Source organism: Clostridium sp. (assembly GCF_050717515.1).
GTDB lineage: Bacteria > Bacillota > Clostridia > Clostridiales > Clostridiaceae > Clostridium_AD.
On the sequence record NZ_JBOITL010000039.1, the window covers coordinates 43,386 to 66,611 of the forward strand.

Genomic DNA, 23,226 nt, shown 5'->3' on the forward strand with positions numbered 1-23,226 from the left:
TCAGCAGCTTTTACACGTTACTCCGTACTTTAACATAATTGAACTATACTAAAGGCTTGTTATTTATTATAATCTTATAACAATTTTACCTTCTTTTAATTCTATAGATATATTTGACCCTTCACTAAATTCATTTTGAAGATACTGCTCTGCAATCTCATCCTCAATGTATTTTTGAATAGCCCGCCTCAGTGGCCTTGCTCCATATTTGTCATCGTACCCTTTTTCTAATACAAAGTCCTTTACCTCGTCTGTTACGTCCACTGTAATTTTCTTTTCGCGTACCTCTTCCACAACCTCCATAATCATTAAATCTACTATTTTGCGAAGTTCTTCCTTTTTAAGAGGAGTAAACACAATAGTTTCATCTACTCTATTTAAAAATTCAGGCCTAAAAGTTTCTTTTAAAGCATCCTTAACACGGGCTTCTAAAATATCATAATTATCTTGAACAAACCCCATACTACCTGCTTTAAACTGAGTACCTGCGTTAGATGTCATTATTATTACAGTGTTATCAAAGAAAACCGTCCTTCCCTGACTATCTGTTAATCTTCCGTCTTCAAGAATTTGTAATAGCATATTAAATACATCCGGATGAGCTTTCTCAATTTCATCTAAAAGAATCACGGAGTAAGGCTTTCTTCTGACTTTTTCAGTTAATTGTCCAGCTTGATCATATCCTACATACCCTGGTGGTGCACCAATTAACTTGGAAACTGTGTGTTTTTCCATGTATTCAGACATATCTATACGAATTAATGCTTCTTCACTTCCAAAGAGTTCAGAGGCCAGTGCTTTAACTAGCTCTGTTTTTCCAACCCCAGTTGGTCCAACAAAAATAAAAGAGGAAGGCTTTTTCTTCTTTCGAAAGCCTGAACGATTCCGCCTAATGGCTCTAGATAAACTTGTAATAGCCTCATTTTGGCCTATAACCCGTTTATGAAGTCTATTTTCTAAGTCCAATAGTTTTTTCGCTTCTTTTTCTGTAATCTTTTGAATTGGAATTTTAGTCCATGATTCAATTACAAAAGCAATGTCCTCCTGCGTAATTTGGACCTCACTACATTTTTTCTCGATTTCAACAATATTCTCTTTTATTTTACATAGCTTCATCCTATATTCTGCAGCTTTTTCAAAGTTTGCAGTAGCTTCTGCCTCATCCTTTTCATTTTGTACTTTTTCTGATTGCTCCTTTAGTCCTGAAAGTTCCACAAGCCCATTATTTTTCAAGTTAGCCCTAGAACCAGCTTCATCAATAACATCTATAGCTTTATCCGGAAGAAATCTGTCCGATATATATCTTTCAGATAAGTTTACAACTTCTTCAATAATTTCATCAGATATTTTAACTTTATGATATTCTTCATAATAACCTCGTATTCCCTTTAGAATTTCTATAGTTTCCGCTATGCTTGGTTCTTCAACTAGTACTGGCTGAAATCTTCTCTCAAGCGCTGCGTCTTTCTCTATATATTTTCTATATTCCTCAAGAGTAGTCACTCCAATAACTTGTATTTCACCTTTGGCTAAAGCTGGTTTTAAAATATTTGCTGCATTCATTGACCCACCCTGAACTTCACCAGCGCCCATAATATTGTGCACCTCGTCAATAACCAATATTATATTTCCACTGTCCTTAGCTTCTTCAATAATTGACTTCATCCGACTTTCAAATTGCCCTCTAAATTGTGTCCCTGCCACAACGGCAGTGAGGTCAAGCAAATAAACCTCAGCATTAAACAATTTCTGTGGAACTTGTTTTTCTGCAATTCTCACAGCTAATCCTTCTGCAATAGCTGTCTTACCAACGCCCGCTTCCCCAATTAATATAGGATTATTTTTGGTTCTTCTATTTAAAATCTGTACCACGCGATCAATTTCTTTATTCCTCCCAACAACCTTGTCTACACCATTTTGATTTGCTTTATTTGTTAGGTTTATTCCATATGTATCTAAGTGCTTTCGCTTCTTTTTAAAAAAGTTCTTTTTTGATTTCTCTTCAGGTGCGCCCACAACCTTTGGTGAAGTTTCAATTCCCTCATCTATAAAATCTTTATTTTCATCTTTAGGTGAAAATAAGCCACTAAAAATATTACCAATAAGTTTTTTCCCATCACCATTCTTATTGTTTATATCCTCAAGGTTCATACCCTCTAAATTCATATCTTCTAAGTTCATATCCTCTAAGTTCATATCCTCTAAATTCATATCTTCTAAATTCATGTCTTTAAAGATATTACCCATTTGCTGATTTAAATTTTGAATATCCTCTGAAGATATCCCAGCTTGTTGCATCAATTGATCCATAACTGGAACTCCTCTCTTTTTAGCACACTCTATACATAAAGCTACAGTTTCAGTTTTTCCGCTTTCAATTTTTGATGTTAATATCATTGCTATATTTTTTTTACATACATCACATAACTTCATATAAATCATCTCCATATTTCATCTTGTATTAATATTATAATAGTATATCATTCTTTAATAGAATTTGTTTAGTATATTCAGGATTGTTTGTTTTTTATTAATATATAACAGGGCTTTCCTTCTGAAATGTCGTTAAATTTTCTATTAATTCATTTACTTCTTGTAATGAAAGCTTAGACGCTAATATTTTCAAAGCGGTCCTTGTATATATTCCATTCAAAAGTTCTGTTTCACTCTTATTTAATTCTAAAAGAATGGTAGAGTTAACCTTCATTTATACTCCCCCACATATAATATTATATTATGCAGTTTTAACCACAGTGTTACAAAGGTATGTAACTAAATATATTTAATAATATACCTAACATAAGCATATTATTTTTTAATAATACATATGTTTATTTTGTAAAGCTATTATAGTCTAACTAGGTAATTTCACATCTTATACCCATTTTACCTTTTAACAAACTTTAAATCAATTATTAAGGAGTAAGTAAATTGAAAATTGCAGCTATATACTCCAGAAAATCAAAGATTACCACAAAAGGAGAATCAATAATAAACCAAATTGAACTATGCACGCATGAAGGTAATCATTTAGGCATTGAAAAATATATAATATACGAGGATGAAGGTTTTTCAGGAAAAAATATAAAAAGGCCTCAGTTTCAAAAAATGCTAAGTGATGCAAGAGAAAAAAAATTTAATGTACTTATCTGTTATAGACTAGATAGAATCAGTAGAAACATATCCGATTTTTCTACTCTTATAAATGAATTAGATAGCCTGCATATAAGTTTTATAAGCGTTAATGAACAATTTGATACCTCAACTCCTATGGGACGTGCCATGATGTATATTGCCTCTGTTTTTGCACAACTGGAACGTGAAACTATTGGTGAACGGGTTCGCGACAATATGTTAGAGCTGGCTAAAAGCGGAAGATGGCTAGGAGGACAAACCCCTTTAGGCTATGAAAGTAAAAAAATCACCTGTTTTGATTCCCAGTTCAAAGAAAAAACTATGTATTCATTATCCCCTATAAAAGAAGAACTAGATGTTGTAGCTTTCATATATGATAAATATTTACATTATAAATCTATTAGCCAAGTTTTTATCTGTGTTTTCCAAAAAAATATAAAAACAAAAAATGGGGCTGACTTTAATAAGAAAAGAATTCAACTTATATTAAGAAATCCCCTCTATGTTAGAGCAAATGAAGCTGTTATGAAATACCTTGAATTTATTGGAATGAATGTCATGGGAGAATTTGATAATAAGCATGGGATTCTAATTTATAACAAAAGTAAAGGTTCTAAAATTAAGCGAGATATAAATGAATGGGTAGCTGCAGTTTCCACACATGAAGGAATTATTGATGCCCCTGATTGGCTTTTAATTCAACAAATATTAGATGTAAATAAGAATAAAGCACCACGCCTTGGAACTTCCTCGGCTGCATTACTTACCGGTACTTTAAAGTGTTCTAAATGCGGTAAAAGTATGATTGTTAAACATGGACATATTAGTGTGCATTCCAATAAAAAAATTCAATACTATGTTTGTAGTACTAAAGATTATTCAAAAGGCCTTAGGTGTAACAATCCTAATATCCGCGTAGATGAACTTGAATCAATAGTTATAGATAATTTAAAAAATATCACAATGGACAAAAGTGTTCTGCTTGAAGAGTTAAATAAAATTAAATCTGATATAACCAAAAATAATTTTATGCAAAGTGAAATAGATAATTTACCAGGGCAAATAAAAATAAAACAAGCCCAACTAGATATTCTAATAAGCCAATTATCACTTGACAATGAAATATCAAAATATATAAGACCACAAATTTTGAAATTAGGAGATGAACTAGAAAAGTTAAAAGATAAATGTGATAACTCAAAAGCTATTTCCAATAAATACAAAAACAATAAGTGGGATGCAAATAAATTTTTATATTCCTTAAGTAATTTTCCTTCTCTAGTAGATGTCTTAGATTTTAAAGAAAAGCATCTATTAATCAATAGTATTGTACAATCAATATATTGGGATGGCACTAAAGGTACCATTAAAATCAATCTAATGTCCTTAAAAGAATAACCTAATTATCGCAGTTTAGTGTGGCTAGGACAAAATTCACTTCCTACATCAATACAATCATAGGGTTCATAACTCATAAATATAACCTCCTACGTACTATACTATTAAAATATTTATAACTCTAAAAATTGTTACAAGTTTAACAATAATACTTATAAATCCCAGAAGTATACCTATCCACTTCCTAAATATTTATTTTTAAATTTTTCTAATAAATAAAAGAGTCCTAGGACTCTTTTATTTATTAGGATTAATGAAATTCACAATTTTATCAATTTTTTGTCTAAACATATTTTTTCTCGTCACAGCATTTTTAGCTATTAGAGCCTCTGTAAACAGAAGTTTACTATTTGAATATATATCTACCCTACCCACCTTTTGTCCTACCTGTACTGGAGCAATTATCTCATATAGAGGCTTTTTAATTTTAACCTCAATGTCTTCATCCTTCTTCATTGGAATTATAATATCTCTTGCACTTACTATTTGGACTTTAGATGTCCCGTTTTTTATATTAAGCGATTCCAAAGTATCCTCTTTACTAATCACTTTCTTATATTCATAATTTTTTTCTACATATTCACTTATTTTTTGGGTCTCTTTCCATCTAGGGGTACAATTTAAAGTAACTATAATAACCTCTCTATTTTGAATTTTAACAGAAGTAACTAAACATTTACCTGCTTTTCCGGTAAACCCTGTTTTTACTCCTGTGGCATTTGGTAAAAGATATAGAATTTTATTTATATTATGGTAACTCCTATTAAAACCGTATTCACTAGCATCAATATCCTTAGATATTACTATATCATTAAATAGTTTTATTTCTTTTGCCTTTGCAGTAACCAAAGCTAAATCATAGGCTGTAGAATAATGATTACTACTATCTAAGCCATGTGGAGATTCAAAGTTGCTATTTAATAATCCAATTTCCAGTGCATACTCGTTCATAAGCTTTAGAAACTCTTCAACACTTCCACTAATCCCTTCTGCAATGGCTATTGCTGCATCATTTCCAGACCTTAACATAAGCCCATATAATAACTCTTTTAATGTTATCTCCTCTCCTTTTTTTAAACCTATTTCTGAACCTCTTATAGCTGCAGCCTTTTCTGATATAATTATTTTTTTGTTTAAATCCCCACATTTAATGGCTACTAATGCAGTTACTATCTTTGTAGTACTTGCAATTTCAATAGGAGTGTATGCATTTTTTTCATATAAAACAAGTTTTGATTCACAATCTAATGCTATGGCACTTATAGCGTTAACATGTATATCCTCAGCATAAACATTTTGAATTAATGATGTGACTAAAAAAAATAAACTTAAAGCAAGTGATAAAAATATTCTAATTTTTTTCTTCATAATCTCACCTCTTTTGATATTAGTACATATTTTTAACAAATATAAATAATAGTGACTCACTGATTTTTTTATAGATTATTGGGCATAATACCAATTATTAGGCATACTAGGAGGTTAACATGTTTAAAGGTATAATAGTGATTCTTTTAACCTTAATAATTATATTATTTCCAATCCCTTTGAAAATAACTCTTAAATATAAAAACAAAGCTTTGGGAATTTATATATATAATAAAAAAATAAAGGCAAAAAGCCCTTCGAAAGATAAAGTAAATTCTAAAATAAAAACTATCGAAAAAGGAATCAAAAAGATCGATTTTTTTAAAACATTAACTTATAACGATTTAAACTTAATTATTTACAAAATTAAGAATTTGAAGTTTAAACCCACAATAATTTTAAACACTACATTAGAATATGGTTTTGATGATGCTGCTTTTGTAGCTATTATATTTGGCTTAATTCATTCCACCTATAGTTTTTTCTATTTATTATTACAAAATTTCACCAAAGTAAAAAAGATAAATTTAAAAGTTATCCCTCATTTCAAAGAAAATGATGTTAATATGGAAATTTCGAGTATAATTTATACCAATTTAGGAAAAATTATTTATATATCATTTGTAATGATAAGTTGCCTTATAAATATTAAGCATAAGAAAACAAATTTAAACAAATATAAAGGAGGAAATGTACATGGATAATCATCCAATTGAAAATTTAATGAGGACCACTATGGAAAGTATAAAAGATATGATAGATGTGAATACCATTGTAGGAGATCCTATAGAGTCATTAGATGGTACTACAATTATTCCTATTTCCAGAGTATGTGTTGGTTTTGCATCTGGAGGTAGTGAATTCAATAATATTAAACCTAGTGTTTCAAGCGATAACTACCCTTTTGGTGGTGGTTCTGGAGCTGGAGTCACTGTTAAGCCTGTTGCATTTTTAGTTGTTAAAAACGATTCAATAAGACTTTTATCTGTAGATCAGCAAAACACATATGATAGAATCGTTGATACTGTACCACAGATTATGGATATTATTAAAAATATGTTTAAGGATAAAAGCGACAAACATACAGAACATGAAGACAGTGAAAAGTGTGATGAATAAGTTAATATAAAAAATCATAAATATAACCCCCCATAATAAAGTTACAATCTAAAAGCTTTATTATGGCGAGGTTTTATAATTTTATGCCCATAAATCTTGAAAAATAGTTATTCAGCTTCAGTGCTTTCAATATTTGTTTGTAAATTTTCACCCATAAAATTTTCTAAAGGTGGCATTTCAGCCAGGCTATAAAAATTAAAATGTTTAAGAAATTCATCTGTAGTTACATAAATTATTGGTCTTCCCGGAACATTTTTCCGCCCACTTTCTTCAATTAATTTTTTTTCCGATAAGGTGTAGATTGCTCTATCACTCTTAACACCTCTTATATCCTCAATTTCAACTCTGGTTATAGGTTGTTTATATGCAATGATTGCTAAAGTTTCAAGTGAAGCCTGTGATAGTGATTGTCTAATGTTGGTCTTTAATAGTTTTTGAACATATTCGCTATTACAGGGTTTTGTAACAAATTGATATTGATCATTAGTTACTATAATTTTAATTCCTCTATCCTCTTCTTCATATTTTACTATTAATTCATTTATTAGTTCTCTTGTAAAATCATTGCTACATTCTAATATATTAGCAATGACCGTTAGTTTTAATAAATCTCCAGTAACGAACAACAAGGATTCAATAATGGAAAAATATATCTTTTTAGTAGAAACCTCTTCAATGTCTAATTGCTTAATATTAAGTTCATTCATATTAATTTACCCTTTCTAAATATATGTCTTTAAAAGTACTTTCCTGAAGCACTCTCACACTTCTAATTTTAATAAGTTCAAGTAATGCTAAAAACGTAACAATAACTTCTATTTTTGATGAGTACCCAATGATTAACTTTGAAAAATAGACTTTTCCAAATAAATCAAGTGCATCTTTCAATTCTTCCATCTTATCTTCTATTTTGTATTCATCCACTAATATTTTTTTATTTATAATATTATCAACATTCATTTTATTTATATATTGTTGCATTAAATTGTTGTACAAATTATATAAATCAAGCATTGTAACATTTTTCAGAAAATCTATTTCTTTAGTGTTTTTATTATCTTCTTCAATTATTTCAGGTTTCTTACTAAACATTATACCTGCTCCTTGCTCTAGCATCTTCAAATTTTCAGCTATAACTTTATATTTCCTATATTCTATTAATTTATTTAACAATTCCGCTTCTATATCATTCTCTTCTTCTTTACTAATTTCTTCTTTATTTTTAGGTAGCAATCGTTTTGATTTAATTTGAATTAAAGTTGCAGCTATAACAATGAATTCTGATGTTACCTCTAAATCCATTTCTTTCATAGTTTTAATATGCTCCAGGTACTGACTCGTGATTTCATAAATATTAATGTCATAAATGTCCATCTCGTTTTTCTTAATAAGATGCAATAACAAGTCAAAGGGCCCTTCAAAATTAGTTACTTTTATACTTAATGGCATGTACACTCTCTCCTAAATAAAAATTTAATTATAAAGAAATATGACATTTATATTAATTTCTTTATATCAAGTTAATTTAAGTATAGTGCATCCTTTAAAAAATAACTAGTCAGTATAAAATTTAAAAGCAAAAATATACCGTTTTATAAAAAATCAGCTTCTAAGCAAATAAGTTTTTGCCTAGAAGCTATAGTTTTATATACAATAAGTGTATTAATTTAAATTGCCCTGTCAAATAGGTCTGTAAAATTATTTTTAATATTATCCCATACTCTAGATTTTTTAATATCTCTATCACTATAGATAATAATCTTACCAAATAATTCATTATCAACATATATTTCACATAATCCAATTGCTACACCTTTTTTATACTCTTTAAGTCCTTCCTCTATAACAATTTTTTTGGTGATTTCATTTTTCCTACCTCTTTCAAGAGTTATAAGAAAATTATCTTGTGCTTTAGCCATTAGAAACTTATCCCCTTTCTTATTTAAAGGTATTTTTTCTAATTCTTCGTCTTTTGTAATCACTTTTTTAGTTTCAAATTTAGAGAATCCGTAGTTCATTAACATGCTAGCATCACTATTTCTTATTTTATAAGTTGGTGCACCCATAATTATTGCTAGCATTCTTACATTGTTTCTTAATGCAGTAGCGGATATACAGTATTTTGCCTCGTTTGTAAATCCAGTTTTAAGTCCATCGCAACCATCAAAAAATCTAACAAGCTTATTGTGATTTACAAGACCTATAGGTGTCTTTCTACCCTCAGTAATAGTTTCCATATAAGTTCCTGAGTATTTCAATATTTTAGGATATTTCAATAGTTCTCTAGACATAATTGAAATATCGAAGGCCGAAGTAAGATGTCCATCTGCACTGAGTCCTGTACAGTTTTTAAAAGCAGTATCACTCATATTGAGACTTTTCGCTTTTTCATTCATCATAGATACAAATGCACCTTCACTGCCCCCTAAATACTCAGCCATTGCCACTGCTGCATCATTTCCAGATGCAATAGCAATCCCTTTTAATATTTCTTCCACAGTTCTAATTTCACCAGTGTCAAGTATCATACTACTTCCACCCATTTTTTTTGAGTTTTCACTAATAGTTATTTTATCTTGTAATTTAATCTTGCCTGCATCTATAGCCTCCATAGCAAGTAGCATAGTCATTATTTTAGTTACTGAGGCTGGAGCAAATTTTTCATGAGAATTTTTTTCATATATTATTTTGCCACTAGACGGTTCCATTAGTAGTGCCGACTTTGCTTCTACTATAATTCCACTATTAGCCTTATTTTCGCCTTCTGCCTTTGCTGAGATTGTAAAAACCTGTGCTGTAAAAATTAACGATAAAATTAAACATAATACATTTTTAATACTTCTTTTCATATGTATCCTCCTCATGTTTTTTCCGCTAGACAACAATTATTAAGTGCTATCTACCTTGCTTAAAATTTATATCATTATTTTTACCAAGTTACCACAATATTATCACTATATATTAAAATAAAGTTAAAAAAATATTATACTCATAAAACAAAAACCTGCCTTCATATTTGAAAGCTGGTTTTTTTTGTTAAGTCATATCCTTCTGAAATGTCATTAAGTTCTATTTGTCTTATGCCTAGGATGTATGCTGTTATAAATTACTTCCATTTTACTTTTTTTCTTTATAGTTGAATAAATTTGATTTGTAGCTTCGAAGCTTATGATTTAACCTTTAAAAAATAAGTAAAATGTGAGAATATAGTTATAAACTAATTTATAATTTTTATCAACTAATTTGTAAACAAATATAGAATTTCTATAAATTTTCGTATTATTAATTAAACTTTGAAGCATGTAATCTACAGCTTTAGGCAATAAAATCCCAATTACTAGTAAAATAACAAAGCATTTAATCGTTAACATTACAAACCGCCATAACTCCTTGTGCTTCATTTGCTTACGCTTCCCAAATTATTAATGAGTTTTTTTATAAAATATGGTGCAACATAAGATTCTATAATTATCCCTATAAATAAGAACGCTATTAGTACAATAAATATTATACTGTAATATATTATCCTGCTAGATATACTACTTGTCCCTTGTTTATTAAACTTGTCTTTAAGTAACATTATAGAAAATTCCATTGATACTACAGATGCAAAAATAATACATGGAATATAAATCAAATTTTGAGGCAGAACCCCTAATACTGCAATTCCAATTCCATTTTTTCCAAGGCCACTAATCATAAAACTAAATGTAAATCCTACTGTAAATCCCTTCAATAAATCAATGATTATGATTATTGGTATTCCCACAATAGTCAAGCCTAAAAACCAAATAAAAATAATCACAGGTAGATTATTTTTAAGTGATTGAAAAAATATCAATTTATAACTAATGCCATTTGTATTCGAAGGGTCAATAAAATTCATCAAATAATTTACTAAATCATTTTGTTCAATTTGCCCCATGTATTTCACACTATAGATTCCTAAAATTATACCTGTAAATACACAAAGAATACTTATAATATATAACCAAAAATTTTCTTGTATGTGCTTGTTTATATTACTTATTAGTGTATTAGATGACATAAATTTCTCCCCCTTTGTTAATCACTTTTCTTGTTTATTAGTACTCCTGGTTGATTATAAAATTTAACGCAGATAATTATAATATTAATATTATAACTTAATTCATATTTATGATATCAAAGAGGGTTATATGCCTACTTAGTAATTTTTATATTAATTCTATAGTTTATTATAATCTAAAAATAATATAACCTATGTGCATAGTACACATAGGTTATATTATTTATTAACTTACTCTATTTTGTAATCTTAGCTTATCAGCTACCATAGCTATAAATTCGCTATTGGTTGGCTTTCCTTTAGCATTGTGTATGGTATAACCAAATATCTTATTTATAGTTTCAACTTGACCACGTCCCCAGGCTACTTCTATAGCATGCCTTATTGCTCTCTCTACTCTACTAGCAGTTGTATTGAATTTTTTAGCAATAGATGGATATAACTCTTTTGTTACTGCAGATAAAAGTTCAATGTCGTTTACTACCATAGTTATTGCTTCTCTTAGATACATATAACCTTTAATATGAGCCGGAACACCAATTTCATGAATTATACTTGTGATTTCAGCTTCTAAGTCCATTGGTTCATTACGACTAGTTTTTCTAGGTTCATTTGTGTCAATAAATGAAATTGATTTCTTAGTATGATCACTTGAAATTGTATTATTAAACATCTGTCTTATTCTTTTTGTAAAAACATCCATATCGAAAGGTTTTACTACATAATAATCTGCTCCCAAAGTAATAGCTCTTTGAGTAATTTTATCTTGACCTACCGCAGATAATACTATTATTTTAGGTATTGGATCAAGATCCATGCCTCCCAATCTCTCTAGTACACCAAGACCATCTAAATGAGGCATTATTATGTCTAGTACTACTAAATCAGGTTTTCTCTCTTTTATTAATTTAAGAGCTTCTATCCCGTCTTTCGCAATGCCTGTAACCACAATATCCCTTTGACTTAACAGATAATCATTTAATATATTACAGAATTCTTTATTATCATCTGCAATCAGTACACTAATTCTAGGTTCTTCCATATTATAACTCCCCCTTACAAATAAATTACTATTTACCATAACTTAACAAATTATAAATTCGACAAAAGAATTTTAATTCCTTCTAATATTGAAAAAATTTACAAATAAATAATTATTTATTAATATTTGCAAAATAAAAGATAGCATTTGCTATCCTTTACCTTTTAATTTCTATTTTACCTCTTTTTTTTTAAAATTGCTAGTTATTTTGATAATATGCCCGCATCTTTAAGCATCCACTCTATATATATTCCATATCCCATGTCAGGCTTGTTAATTAAAACATGGGTAACCGCTCCAATAATTTTATTGCTTTGAATTATTGGACTACCGCTCATACCCTGCACTATACCTCCAGTTTTTTCTAAAAGCCTAGGGTCTGTAATTTTAATAATCATGCTTTTAGATCCAGATGTATTTTGAGATAATAGTTTCTGAATTTCTATTTGGAACAATTCTGGTTCATTACCATTTATAGTAGTTAAAATTTCAGCTTTCCCTTCTTTAATTTCATTTCTTAGACCTATTTTCATAGGCTTACTAAATTTACTATTTATAAGGCTTTTAGTTCCATCCCCAAATATACCACATTCTGTGTTACTTATTATTTGTCCTTTAGTTTTATTTTCATCAATAAAAAGGCCTCTTAATTCTCCTGGATTCCCTCTTGTTCCTTTTTTTATAGATACAATATTAGATGATACAATTACTCCATTACTCACACTTAGTATTGTTCCAGTATCAGCATCTGTAATAGGGTGACCCAGCGCCGCGAATTTTTTAGTTTTATCATCATATAAAGTTAGTGTTCCAACGCCAGCTGTTGAATCCCTTACCCATAGTCCTAGTTTTCGCTTCCCATCTTTAGAATCAACTGCAGGTTTAACCTTGATTTCAAAAGTGTTTGAATTGTTTTTTCGTTGTATTTTAAGAGTGATTTCTGAGTTACTTTCTCTATTTATAAATCTTGTTACATCTTCGGCATGATTTATTTCATCATCATTTATTTTTATTATGCTATCTCCTATTTGCACACCTGAAGTTGCTGCCGGACTTGCTATTTTGCCTTTCACACTATCAATATCAGATAAAGCTACAACTAAGACACCTTTAATGTTTAATTTAACACCAATTGGTTGTCCTCCTGGATAAACCATAATTTCTGCTTTGTTTTTTGCGAAAATGGGTTTCACTTCTAAACGCTCTGAGGAATTTACGTATACATCTTTGTTTGTGTTAATTATATTTGTACTAATAGAGATACTGTCTTTTACTTGTTTCATTTTTGTAATTTGGTTAGAATCCATTGGTATATGGGCTCTGGCAACAATATTGTTTTGAGCTTTAAAATATGCACTTAAAGTAATAATTACTAGAGGTATCATAATCAAGCATACTAAATTTAATTTTTTCTTCATGTACTTTACCTCCTTCTCTTATAGTTATGACTTTAATTTACCCTCCAATTCTCCACATTATCCTATAATATTAATTCAATAATAGTCAAAGAAATAGATTGAAAACTAATTTATCATAAATTAAAAAAATTGTTCTGTATTTCAATTATTTTCACATTTCTTTATAATCACATAGGTGAAAATTTTTTATTATATAAATACCAACATTATTTTCTTGTTTACTATGGTTTTTTAAAAATTAAAACCACCAATAAAAAAAATAAAGCCACCAATGGTGACTTTATTTTTCCCTATAAAAGATATTTTTATTACTATATTGTTTTTTTAAATTAAATAGACTTTTGTTTTTTTGCCATATTTATCATTTCTTTAGAATTTTCTAAAGTTAATTTTGTAACCTCGGTCCCACCTATCATTCTAGCTATTTCTTGTTGTTTTTCACCATCATTCATTTTTATAATACTAGTATAAGTTTTATCATTTTTAACGTTTTTGGATATTAAATAATTCGTATCTGCCATACTAGCTATTTGCGGCAAATGAGTTACGCAAAAAATTTGATGATTTTTAGATATTAAATACATTTTTTCGGCAACACATTGTGCAATTCTACCACTAATACCAGTATCTATTTCATCAAATATAACAGTAGGTATTTCATCCTTATCAACGAATACTGTTTTAAGAGCAAGCATTATTCGCGATAATTCTCCCCCAGACACTATATCTTCCAGTGGACTCAGTGGTTCTCCTGGGTTAGTAGATATACAAAATTGAACCTTATCACATCCATTTTCATAAAATTCATCTTGCAATTTTACTTCTATGTAAAATTTACTTTTTTCAAGTCCAATATAATTTAATTCATCTTTAATTTTATCTTGAAGATCTTTTGAAATATCACATCTAATTTCATGAATCTCACTGCCTAAAATCCTCATTTCACCCTCGTAAACTATTTTTTCTTTTTGAAGACCACTGATTATTTCACCACTATTAGTTAATTCTTCATATTCAGCTTCAATTTTTTCTTTATACTCATAAATGTCTTCAATAGTGGGTCCATACTTCCTCTTGCAAATGTTAATTTGATTTATTCTGCTATTCAAATATTCTAATTCTTTTTCATCATAATAAATTGTCTCTTTTAAGTTTCGGAGGTCTGTAATATTTTCTTCTATATTATAGTAGCTTTCTTCTATAGAATCCGTAATTGTTTTTATCTTTTCCAAATGTTTTTCTATGGTTCGGAGTTCCTTAATAGCAATAGCTAAATTGTAAAAAACAGAAGTATTTTCCTCATCGTTAATATACAACAATCCATAACTTTTTGATAAATGTTTCTCCAATTTCTCAGCATTACTGATGATTGCATATTTTTCTAAAAGTTCTGAGTCTTCACCAATTTTTATATTAGCGCTCTTAATTTCTTCTATTTGGTAATTTAAGAAATCAATTCTCTTTTCACGCTGGCCTTCATTTCCTTCAAGCTTGTGAATCCTGTTTTTAATCTCAGTAAGCCTTGCATATTTCTCATTATATATAACAAGAACCGCATTAATCTTATCATCCCCAAAGGAATCCACATAAAATATATGATTACCACTATCTAATAAATTATGATTATCATGTTGACCATGAATATCAAGTAAGGTCTTACTAATATATTTAACCTTTGATAGTAGCAATGATTTACCATTAACTTTAGCAATACTTTTTCCAGATTGAAATGTTTCGCGACTTACAATTACCATGTCTTCATAATCAATTTCCATCTCATCTAGTGCACTTTTATTATTTTTATTATCGATGGTAAATATAGCTTCAACATAAGTTTTATTTTCCCCTGTCCTAATTGTGTTTTTATTGAATTTCCCACCTAATACATAATTTATAGCATCAATCAAAATTGATTTTCCTGCTCCTGTTTCACCAGAAAGCACGTTAAATCCCCCTTCAAAATTAATACTTAAATTTTCAATTAGAGCAAAATTTTTAATATTTAATTGTAGGAGCATACTGACTCCTCCTATTCGCTAATCATTTTTTTGATTTTTTGAACTATCTCTTTTGTATCTTCTTCGCGCCTAACTAAAATAAAAACAGTATTATCCCCAGCTAAAGTTCCTACAATACCATTGAATTTTAAAGAATCTAAAGCTTCAGCAGCAGCAGGAGCAGCTCCTGCTATAGTTTTTAAAACTATAAATTTATCTACATGGTCAACATAAAGCACGGTTTGACAAAAAATATTAACCAATTTATTTGATAAGAAACTATCCTCTGGAGAAATAGTAGAATATTTGTGAGTTCCATGTGAATTCATAACCTTAATTAATTTTAATTCTTTTATGTCTCTAGAAACTGTTGCTTGAGTAATATCAAAACCTTTACTTCTTAGCTGCTCTGCTAGCTGTTCTTGAGTTTCAACTTCTCTAGCCTGAATGATTTCAATTATTTTCGCATGACGTGCAATCTTCATTTTTTTCTCCCTCGCAATCTGTAGTTCTAGAAATTATTTTTTTTCTTAAAATTTCAAAATAATTATAATCATTAAATTTCACCAATCTACATTTTTCATTTGAAACACTTACTAATATTTTCTCATAGTTATTTAGCTTTATCGCACGTTGTCCATCCAGTGTCAAAAATATACTTTCATGTTCACTTTTTATGTTTATAGATATTTCACTTTTACAGTCCAGCACTATAGTTCTCATAGATAGTGATAATGGGCAAATAGGTGTTACAGCTATAACATCTAGATTAGGATAAATTATAGGACCACCTGCTGATAGGGAATATGCTGTAGAACCTGTTGGCGTAGCTATTATTAGCCCATCCCCCGTAAAATCAATATAGAACTTACTATCTATGTGAAGTTCATATTTAACAACTCTGGCTAGCGTCCCCTTCGATACTACTATATCATTTAAAGCAGTATATTCTTCTTGATTATCTCTACCAGGCAATGTACAATTGAGAATCATTCTGTCTTCCACATAATAATCATCTTCAATAAGTTTTTTCATAGCCTTTTCAAATTCGTTTAGCTCCACACTGGAAAGAAACCCTAAATTACCTATATTCACTCCGAGTATTGGAATACTCGAGTTATTTAAATTTCTAGATGTTCTTAAAATAGTTCCATCTCCACCTAATGCTATAATAATATCTAAATCCTTATATTTTATATTTTCAAGACCAATTGAATCTTTAAACATAAATATGTTAGTTTCATCAATATATTTGCTAATAATATTTTTTACATATTTAATTATTTTGCCCTCTTTGTCCTTTGTGGTATTTATATTAATGCCAATGCTTTTCATAGTTCCCCCTTACCCCTAATTTAAATTTTTATGGGCTTCACTAACTAATAGTTCTATATTTTCCACCTTATAATTCACATAATGATCTTTAGATTTTGTAAAATAAATTAAATATTCAATGTTACCATTTGGTCCTTTTATTGATGAGTAATCCATATTGATAACATTTACATTGAGTTCTTCCAATAAATTCAAAACTCTAGTTATCACCTCTATATGTTGACTCTGTTTTTTAACCACGCCTTTTTTATTAACTTTGCCTACGCCTACTTCAAATTGTGGCTTTAATAGTGCTACACCACTAGCATTATTTTTTAATAGGCCCAGCAAATTTGGAATAATTTTTTCCAGCGATATAAATGACACATCAATACTTGCAAAGTCGGCAAGTTCCCCTATACTATCCAGGCTTAAATACCTTATGTTTGTATTTTCCATTGACACTACTCGCGCATCGCATCGCAGCTTCTTATCTAATTGGTCGGTTCCAACATCTATAGAGTATACTCTGCATGCTCCATGCAGCAGCATGCAGTCTGTAAACCCTCCTGTGGATGCTCCTATGTCCAGGCATACTTTATCTTTAAGGTCAATGTGAAAGGAGTCTATAGCCTTTTTAAGTTTTAATCCCCCTCGGCTTACATAAGGAATATCTTCTCCAATAAATTCAATCTTGGATGATAAATCTATTTTTTTTCCGTATTTGCGAGTTATAATTCCATCCACAAATATATTACCAGCAATAATATTTTCCTTTGCTCTTTCTCTAGAAAACAAAATTCCCCTTTGGACTACAAGAACATCTAATCTCTCTTTATTTTCTATCATGAAAAACTCCTTATAAATCCACTAAAGTGGATTGTTTAAATTAACTTTAGAATGCTTTGGAAAATTCCAGAAGCGTCTAGTTTATATAATTTATATAATATATCAACTGTTCCATGAGGAATAAATTCATCTTTAAAACCTAAATTAATAACCTTTGTTTTCTCCTCAAGTGTGTTTACATATTCTAGTACTAAGGAACCTAATCCTCCATGGACAATGTTATCTTCTATAGTTACTATTGAATATTTTTTATAGACTAACTCTGAAATTAGTGCTTCATCAATGGGCTTAATAAAGCAGGCATTAATTACTGTAACTTCTACTCCCATGTCTTTCAGTTTTTCTCTAACTAAAACAGCATTTTGGACCATTTTGCCTGTAGCTACTAATGCTATTTTACCGCCTTGGAAAAGAATCTCCCATTTTCCTCTTTTAAAATTTTGAATAGCTGACATGCTAATATTGGGATTGTCTCCTCCCCTAGGATATCTTATAGCAATTGGATAATCTTGTTTAACTGCAAAAGTGAGCATTGACTTAAGTTCACTGATACATTTTGGAGCCATAATTGTCATATTAGGAATATGAGATAAGTAAGATAGATCAAATATACCTTGGTGTGTTTCCCCATCTTGGCCAACTATGCCAGCTCTATCTATGGCAAAAATAACGGGTAGCTTTTGAATGCATACATCATGTACAATTTGGTCATAAGCCCTCTGAAGAAAAGTGGAGTAAACTGCAAAAATAGGTTTTAAACCTTGTGATGCCATTCCTGCCGCCATAGTAACTGCATGTTGCTCCGCAATCCCTACATCAAAAAACCTATTAGGAAACTGTTTTGAAAACTTCTCTAGCCCAGTACCTTCAGGCATAGCAGCTGTTATTGCAACTATATTTTTGTTTTCCTTTGCAAGGAGTGCAACCTGCTCCCCAAATCCATCTGAGTAACTTTCCTTAGAACTACCACATAACTCTCCAATTAAGGGGTTAAATGGGCCTACTGAATGATATTTACGTGGCTGGTTTTCAGCAAATTTATAGCCCTTCCCCTTTTTTGTTATAACATGAATAATTACTGGTCCCTCTGTATTTTTAGCTAGCTTTAAAACCTTACTTACTGCTTTAATATCATGTCCATCTATAGGGCCTAAATATTTTATACCCATATGCTCAAATAACATACCCGGAACAACAACCTGTTTAATTCCATCCTTAATTTTATGAATTGATTTGGCCATACCATTGCCTACAGTAGGAATTTTTCTAAGGGTAGAATTTATTTCTTTTTTTAATCTATTATAAGTTGGATCAATTCTAAATCCACTTAGGTACTTAGATATTCCTCCAACATTTTTAGAAATAGACATTTGATTATCATTAAGTACAATAATCATTTTAGTTTTCCTAAATCCTACATCATTTAAAGCCTCCATTGCCATCCCGCCTGTAAGCGCACCATCACCTATTACTGAAATAACATCATAATCTTTACCTTGCAGATCTCTAGCTCTTGCCATACCAAGCCCTGCAGAAATAGAAGTACTACTATGTCCTGCTTCAAAGCTATCATATTTACTCTCTTCTCTTTTAGGAAATCCGCTGAGTCCATCAAAATTTCTAAGTGTATCAAATTTATCTTTTCTGCCTGTAAGAATTTTATGCACATAAGATTGATGCCCTACGTCCCATATTATTTTATCACTATCTAAATCAAAAACATTGTATAAGCTTAGGGTTAATTCTACTATACCTAAATTTGAAGCTAAATGCCCTCCCGTTTTAGAAACTTTTTCAATTAGAAAATTTCTAATTTCCACTGCAAACATATTCAATTCTTCTATAGACATTTTTTTCACTGTATTTATATCATTAAAATCATCTAAAATTCTACTCATATTTCTCTACCTTCTTTATTAATTATAATATTAAAAAATCTCCAAAATAATATCACACAAATTTATTAAAAGAAACTTATTATAAGAAACTCATAATAGGAATGTATGAATACTACTAAGGTATTGATTTTATTTTGCCCACATTTATGGGGACATTATATCATATAATAATATTTAATTCAAAATCTATTTCCACTTAAATCATCACCTGCTGTGCTACATATTAAGGATTTTAGAAGGTTATCATTAATCGCAATAAATAGTTATTTTCAAAATTCCCTTTTCAATAAAAATTCTGTGATTTCTTCTAAATATTTTGTATCTGCCTCAAGTTTTTTTAATATTTGAAAACATTCCTGGGTTAAATCATTGCACTTTGACCTACACTTTTCTAAGCCATACATGGTTATAAAAGTTGTTTTATTATTACACTCATCGCTTTTTACATTTTTACCCAGGACATCAACATCTCCAATTACATCTAATATATCATCTCTTATTTGAAAGGCCAGGCCTAATTTTTCACCATACTCACTTAAATCCTCTAAATCTTCCACCGATGCATTTGCAAGAATTGCACCACTCACTATTGCCACTTTAATTAGTTGGCCTGTTTTATTTCTATGCATATAAAGAAGCTCTTCCTCAGATATTGCGATGCCTTCACTTAAAATATCGCAAATTTGACCAGCTATCATTCCTTGAGATCCAGAAGCAGTTGCTATGGTTGTGCTTGCTTTAATTTTGTTTAAATTTCCATCTAAACACTGATTTAGCATTATTATCATGGCCTCATTTAATAGTCCATCTCCTGCCAATATCGCTATTCCTTCCCCGTAAATTTTGTGATTAGTAGGTTTTCCTCTACGCAAATCATCGTTATCCATACTAGGCAGATCATCATGAATAAGAGAATATGTATGAATCATCTCAAGCGCCGCTGCAAAAGGCATTATATCTTTATAATCATTCTTGTACATAGCATATGTAAGAAGCATTAAAATCGGTCTAACTCTTTTCCCTCCAACTTTTATGCTATAAATCATTGCTTCGAAATTTCTATTGTCAATTTCAGGCTTATCATCAAAATAATCGCTTATCCACTGTTCTAATGTATCTTTAATGGATTTTGTATTCATTTTATCCCTTCTTTTCTTTATAAATTGTGGAAATAATATAGTTTAAGGCACATGAAAATAAATAACAAGCGCATATGCTACTCTATTTTGATTTGTTATTTATTTTCATGTGCCTAAATTAATTCTTAAGGTCATTTTAGAAGGAAAGTCTCCTATTTAACCGCTTCTGGTTGAGCTACAAATTCTTTTTCACCTTCAGCTGTTAGTACTTTTATTTTACCTTCTGTATCATTTAAAATTTTATATAAACTGTTGCAGATTTTTATACCTTCTTCATAAATATTCATAGTCTGTTCTAGTGTAATTTCATTTTCATCCATGACATCTACAATTTCTTCAAGTCTGACCATCATATTTTCATAGGATTCTTTTTTCTTTGCCATTAAAATTCCTCCAAATTGCTTATTTTAAACTCCGCACTACCATCTTTTAAGGTGATTTTCACCTGTTTTATATTATTCAAATTGCTAATTTCACTAATAACTTTATTTTCATTGTTTTGCAATAGTGCATAGCCCTTATTTAATACATTCAAGGGATTGTGTGCCTGCAAAAGAGCATTGAACTTTGAAAGTTTCTGCTTTTCTAATGAAATAACCACATTAAATTTATAACTTAAATTTTCTTTTAAATTATCTATACGAATATATTGATTAACTATATAATTTAAAGGATTATTTATCTTTAGTGATTTATTTAGTAAATTAACTTTATTGTATTCCTTGGTTAACTTAGATTCCACAGATCTCAATAATAATTCTCTAAGTGCTTTAATTTCATTATTTAAATCCTTTATATTCTTCACAGCAATTTCAGCTGCTGCTGATGGAGTTGGCGCTCTGTAGTCACTTGCAAAATCTGCTATAGTAAAGTCTGTTTCATGGCCAATTCCAGTAATTATAGGTATTTTAGAATCGTAAATTGCGTGAGCTAGGTTCTCTTCATTGAATGCCCATAATTCCTCTATAGAGCCTCCACCTCTTGCAATAATAATTAAATCAACATTTTTTGTGCTATTAAAATATTTTATACCACCTGCAACCTCCGCGCTTGCATTTACCCCTTGAACTAGGGCTGGATATATTAGAATGTTAACCAATGCGTTACGTCTTGTAGCCACATTAATAATATCCTTGATTGCAGCGCCAGTTGGTGATGTGATTATTCCTATTTTAGTAGGAAATGAAGGTATATTTTTTTTGTGTTCAACTGCAAATAATCCTTGTTTTTCTAATTTTTCCTTAAGATTTTGAAAAGCTAAATATAACTGCCCTTCTCCGTCTGCCTCTATATCATTACAATAAATCTGATATGCTCCCTCACGTTCATAAACAGAAACCCTGCCACGAACAATAACATTCATGCCATCTCTAGGGGTGATTTTAAGTTTATGTGTTTGTGATTTAAACATTACACAATTTATCTTTCCAAATTCGTCTTTTAATGAAAAATATATGTGCCCACTAGAATGTATTTTTACATTAGATAGCTCGCCTTTAACATTCGCATTGTTTAATATAAAATCACTATCTACTATTTTTTTTATATATCCATTAAGGGCAGTTACTGTTATTACTTTAATAAACATTATTCCTCCAGGCGGAACAAACATTTTTAATAAGCATTGTAGTAGTCATTAGCCCCGTTCCACCTGGTACAGGGGTAACAAAGCTTGCATGATCAATTACATCGTAAAAATTTACATCCCCTGTAATTTTACCATCTACCATTGTAGTTCCAACATCTATAACAACTGCTCCTTCTTTAATAAAATCGCCTGTAACAAACCCCGGTCTACCAATAGCCGCAACTATTATGTCTGCTGTTTTACAAACTTCTTTTAAATTTTGTGTTTTAGAGTGACATATAGTTACTGTTGCATCTTCATTAAGTAGTAATTGAGCTGCTGGTTTCCCTACAATATTGCTTCTACCTAAAACAACAGCATGTTTTCCTTTAATAACGCAACCAGTATTTTTAATCATTTCAATTACCCCTAAAGCAGTACAAGGCATAAAACACTTCTCTCCCTTATAAAATCTGCCCATATTCTTATCAGTTAATCCATCAATATCCTTTTTATCTGAAATTTTAGAAGTAATTTCTTTCTCATTATATTTTTTTGGTAAGGGCAATTGAAGTATTATACCGTCTACACTATTATCTTCATTAAATTTTTCTATAAGCTCTATAATATCTTTTTCGGAAACGTCTTTATCCAAATGAATACAACTATATGAAACACCCAATTTATCACAGAGATTATTCTGACTTTTTACGTATGACAAGGACCCGCCATCGTCCCCAACTAAAATGGTTTTAATTGAAGGCGCCCTTAGCCCCTTTAATTTACCTTCGCTTATAACTGCCTTAATTTCATCTCTGTATTTTTCAACTATTATTTTCCCATTAACTTTAATTCCCATATTATCCTCTCCTTTTGGTTGAAACATTAATTATTATAAGAGATTTCTCTTATAATTTCAAAATTCCTCTTTTAT

The 23,226-nt window shown here is 29.9% G+C and carries 21 protein-coding genes; 3 read left to right on the plus strand and 18 right to left on the minus strand.

Annotated features, from left to right (window positions below; genetic code table 11):
* Positions 1 to 66: 66 nt before the first annotated feature.
* Both ACREV6_RS22260 and ACREV6_RS22265 read right to left on the minus strand, forming a co-directional pair.
* A complete protein-coding gene (locus ACREV6_RS22260; protein WP_431580239.1) occupies positions 67 to 2,433 on the minus strand; it encodes an ATP-dependent Clp protease ATP-binding subunit in 2,367 nt (788 codons plus the stop codon).
* A gap of 97 nt (positions 2,434 to 2,530) precedes the next feature.
* On the minus strand, positions 2,531 to 2,707 hold the full coding sequence (locus tag ACREV6_RS22265) for a hypothetical protein (protein WP_431580240.1): 177 nt from the start codon (positions 2,705 to 2,707) through the stop codon (positions 2,531 to 2,533).
* 224 nt (positions 2,708 to 2,931) lie between these two features.
* On the opposite strand from ACREV6_RS22265, the gene ACREV6_RS22270 reads away from it, so the two are divergent.
* A complete protein-coding gene (locus tag ACREV6_RS22270) occupies positions 2,932 to 4,533 on the plus strand; it encodes a recombinase family protein (RefSeq protein WP_431580241.1) in 1,602 nt (533 codons plus the stop codon).
* 237 nt (positions 4,534 to 4,770) lie between these two features.
* Here ACREV6_RS22270 and ACREV6_RS22275 read toward each other — a convergent pair whose 3' ends face one another.
* Positions 4,771 to 5,901, minus strand: a complete 1,131-nt coding sequence (locus ACREV6_RS22275; RefSeq protein WP_431580242.1) for a D-alanyl-D-alanine carboxypeptidase family protein — start codon at positions 5,899 to 5,901, stop codon at positions 4,771 to 4,773.
* Between the two features lie 119 nt (positions 5,902 to 6,020).
* On the opposite strand from ACREV6_RS22275, the gene ACREV6_RS22280 reads away from it, so the two are divergent.
* Both ACREV6_RS22280 and ytfJ read left to right on the plus strand, forming a co-directional pair.
* Complete coding sequence (locus ACREV6_RS22280) at positions 6,021 to 6,605, plus strand: DUF2953 domain-containing protein (RefSeq protein WP_431580243.1); 585 nt, start codon at positions 6,021 to 6,023, stop codon at positions 6,603 to 6,605.
* Positions 6,598 to 7,020 (plus strand): GerW family sporulation protein, encoded by a 423-nt coding sequence (gene ytfJ / locus ACREV6_RS22285; RefSeq protein ID WP_431580244.1) that lies wholly within the window; start codon positions 6,598 to 6,600, stop codon positions 7,018 to 7,020. Before ACREV6_RS22280 ends, ytfJ begins: the two co-directional genes overlap by 8 nt.
* A gap of 107 nt (positions 7,021 to 7,127) precedes the next feature.
* Here the strand turns inward: ytfJ and scpB are convergent, their stop codons facing one another.
* The 15 genes from scpB to ACREV6_RS22360 all read right to left on the minus strand — a co-directional run bounded on the left by scpB (position 7,128) and on the right by ACREV6_RS22360 (position 23,151).
* Complete coding sequence (gene scpB, locus ACREV6_RS22290; RefSeq protein ID WP_431580245.1) at positions 7,128 to 7,727, minus strand: SMC-Scp complex subunit ScpB; 600 nt, start codon at positions 7,725 to 7,727, stop codon at positions 7,128 to 7,130.
* Between the two features lies 1 nt (position 7,728).
* Positions 7,729 to 8,469: a segregation/condensation protein A gene (locus ACREV6_RS22295; RefSeq protein ID WP_431580246.1), complete on the minus strand. Its 741-nt coding sequence runs from the start codon at positions 8,467 to 8,469 to the stop codon at positions 7,729 to 7,731.
* A gap of 218 nt (positions 8,470 to 8,687) precedes the next feature.
* Positions 8,688 to 9,869 carry a D-alanyl-D-alanine carboxypeptidase family protein gene (locus ACREV6_RS22300; protein WP_431580247.1) on the minus strand — a complete coding sequence of 394 codons (1,182 nt, stop codon included), beginning with the start codon at positions 9,867 to 9,869 and terminating at the stop codon, positions 8,688 to 8,690.
* Between the two features lie 548 nt (positions 9,870 to 10,417).
* Complete coding sequence (gene spoIIM, locus ACREV6_RS22305; protein WP_431580248.1) at positions 10,418 to 11,068, minus strand: stage II sporulation protein M; 651 nt, start codon at positions 11,066 to 11,068, stop codon at positions 10,418 to 10,420.
* 226 nt (positions 11,069 to 11,294) lie between these two features.
* Positions 11,295 to 12,110, minus strand: a complete 816-nt coding sequence (gene spo0A / locus ACREV6_RS22310) for a sporulation transcription factor Spo0A (RefSeq protein WP_431580249.1) — start codon at positions 12,108 to 12,110, stop codon at positions 11,295 to 11,297.
* A 203-nt stretch (positions 12,111 to 12,313) separates the two neighbouring features.
* Complete coding sequence (spoIVB, locus tag ACREV6_RS22315; RefSeq protein ID WP_431580250.1) at positions 12,314 to 13,528, minus strand: SpoIVB peptidase; 1,215 nt, start codon at positions 13,526 to 13,528, stop codon at positions 12,314 to 12,316.
* A 329-nt stretch (positions 13,529 to 13,857) separates the two neighbouring features.
* Positions 13,858 to 15,546: a DNA repair protein RecN gene (recN, locus tag ACREV6_RS22320; protein WP_431580251.1), complete on the minus strand. Its 1,689-nt coding sequence runs from the start codon at positions 15,544 to 15,546 to the stop codon at positions 13,858 to 13,860.
* A gap of 11 nt (positions 15,547 to 15,557) precedes the next feature.
* The gene (locus tag ACREV6_RS22325) at positions 15,558 to 16,010 is read right to left on the minus strand and encodes an arginine repressor (RefSeq protein WP_431580252.1); all 453 of its coding nucleotides are present in this window, start codon (positions 16,008 to 16,010) and stop codon (positions 15,558 to 15,560) included.
* Positions 15,979 to 16,860 (minus strand): NAD(+)/NADH kinase, encoded by an 882-nt coding sequence (locus ACREV6_RS22330; protein WP_431580253.1) that lies wholly within the window; start codon positions 16,858 to 16,860, stop codon positions 15,979 to 15,981. The genes ACREV6_RS22325 and ACREV6_RS22330 overlap by 32 nt, the downstream gene beginning before the upstream one ends.
* A gap of 15 nt (positions 16,861 to 16,875) precedes the next feature.
* Positions 16,876 to 17,688, minus strand: coding sequence for a TlyA family RNA methyltransferase (locus ACREV6_RS22335; protein WP_431580254.1), 813 nt, complete (start codon positions 17,686 to 17,688; stop codon positions 16,876 to 16,878).
* A gap of 35 nt (positions 17,689 to 17,723) precedes the next feature.
* Positions 17,724 to 19,586 (minus strand): 1-deoxy-D-xylulose-5-phosphate synthase, encoded by a 1,863-nt coding sequence (gene dxs / locus ACREV6_RS22340; protein WP_431580255.1) that lies wholly within the window; start codon positions 19,584 to 19,586, stop codon positions 17,724 to 17,726.
* Positions 19,587 to 19,855: 269 nt separating this feature from the next.
* Positions 19,856 to 20,725 (minus strand): polyprenyl synthetase family protein, encoded by an 870-nt coding sequence (locus tag ACREV6_RS22345; RefSeq protein WP_431580256.1) that lies wholly within the window; start codon positions 20,723 to 20,725, stop codon positions 19,856 to 19,858.
* A 152-nt stretch (positions 20,726 to 20,877) separates the two neighbouring features.
* Complete coding sequence (locus ACREV6_RS22350) at positions 20,878 to 21,108, minus strand: exodeoxyribonuclease VII small subunit (RefSeq protein WP_431580257.1); 231 nt, start codon at positions 21,106 to 21,108, stop codon at positions 20,878 to 20,880.
* Complete coding sequence (xseA, locus tag ACREV6_RS22355) at positions 21,108 to 22,313, minus strand: exodeoxyribonuclease VII large subunit (RefSeq protein WP_431580258.1); 1,206 nt, start codon at positions 22,311 to 22,313, stop codon at positions 21,108 to 21,110. The genes ACREV6_RS22350 and xseA overlap by 1 nt, the downstream gene beginning before the upstream one ends.
* Positions 22,303 to 23,151 carry a bifunctional 5,10-methylenetetrahydrofolate dehydrogenase/5,10-methenyltetrahydrofolate cyclohydrolase gene (locus tag ACREV6_RS22360; RefSeq protein ID WP_431580259.1) on the minus strand — a complete coding sequence of 283 codons (849 nt, stop codon included), beginning with the start codon at positions 23,149 to 23,151 and terminating at the stop codon, positions 22,303 to 22,305. The genes xseA and ACREV6_RS22360 overlap by 11 nt, the downstream gene beginning before the upstream one ends.
* Positions 23,152 to 23,226: the final 75 nt, after the last annotated feature.

Bases quoted from the DNA above. Each gene is read 5' to 3' on its own strand.
- ACREV6_RS22260 (WP_431580239.1), bottom strand. From the start codon at position 2,433: ATGAAGTTATGTGATGTATGTAAAAAAAATATAGCAATGATATTAACA.
- ACREV6_RS22265 (WP_431580240.1), bottom strand. From the start codon at position 2,707: ATGAAGGTTAACTCTACCATTCTTTTAGAATTAAATAAGAGTGAAACA.
- ACREV6_RS22275 (WP_431580242.1), bottom strand. From the start codon at position 5,901: ATGAAGAAAAAAATTAGAATATTTTTATCACTTGCTTTAAGTTTATTT.
- ACREV6_RS22280 (WP_431580243.1), top strand. From the start codon at position 6,021: ATGTTTAAAGGTATAATAGTGATTCTTTTAACCTTAATAATTATATTA.
- ytfJ (WP_431580244.1), top strand. From the start codon at position 6,598: ATGGATAATCATCCAATTGAAAATTTAATGAGGACCACTATGGAAAGT.
- scpB (WP_431580245.1), bottom strand. From the start codon at position 7,727: ATGAATGAACTTAATATTAAGCAATTAGACATTGAAGAGGTTTCTACT.
- ACREV6_RS22295 (WP_431580246.1), bottom strand. From the start codon at position 8,469: ATGCCATTAAGTATAAAAGTAACTAATTTTGAAGGGCCCTTTGACTTG.
- ACREV6_RS22300 (WP_431580247.1), bottom strand. From the start codon at position 9,869: ATGAAAAGAAGTATTAAAAATGTATTATGTTTAATTTTATCGTTAATT.
- spoIIM (WP_431580248.1), bottom strand. From the start codon at position 11,068: ATGTCATCTAATACACTAATAAGTAATATAAACAAGCACATACAAGAA.
- spo0A (WP_431580249.1), bottom strand. From the start codon at position 12,110: ATGGAAGAACCTAGAATTAGTGTACTGATTGCAGATGATAATAAAGAA.
- spoIVB (WP_431580250.1), bottom strand. From the start codon at position 13,528: ATGAAGAAAAAATTAAATTTAGTATGCTTGATTATGATACCTCTAGTA.
- recN (WP_431580251.1), bottom strand. From the start codon at position 15,546: ATGCTCCTACAATTAAATATTAAAAATTTTGCTCTAATTGAAAATTTA.
- ACREV6_RS22325 (WP_431580252.1), bottom strand. From the start codon at position 16,010: ATGAAGATTGCACGTCATGCGAAAATAATTGAAATCATTCAGGCTAGA.
- ACREV6_RS22330 (WP_431580253.1), bottom strand. From the start codon at position 16,860: ATGAAAAGCATTGGCATTAATATAAATACCACAAAGGACAAAGAGGGC.
- ACREV6_RS22335 (WP_431580254.1), bottom strand. From the start codon at position 17,688: ATGATAGAAAATAAAGAGAGATTAGATGTTCTTGTAGTCCAAAGGGGA.
- dxs (WP_431580255.1), bottom strand. From the start codon at position 19,586: ATGAGTAGAATTTTAGATGATTTTAATGATATAAATACAGTGAAAAAA.
- ACREV6_RS22345 (WP_431580256.1), bottom strand. From the start codon at position 20,725: ATGAATACAAAATCCATTAAAGATACATTAGAACAGTGGATAAGCGAT.
- ACREV6_RS22350 (WP_431580257.1), bottom strand. From the start codon at position 21,108: ATGGCAAAGAAAAAAGAATCCTATGAAAATATGATGGTCAGACTTGAA.
- xseA (WP_431580258.1), bottom strand. From the start codon at position 22,313: ATGTTTATTAAAGTAATAACAGTAACTGCCCTTAATGGATATATAAAA.
- ACREV6_RS22360 (WP_431580259.1), bottom strand. From the start codon at position 23,151: ATGGGAATTAAAGTTAATGGGAAAATAATAGTTGAAAAATACAGAGAT.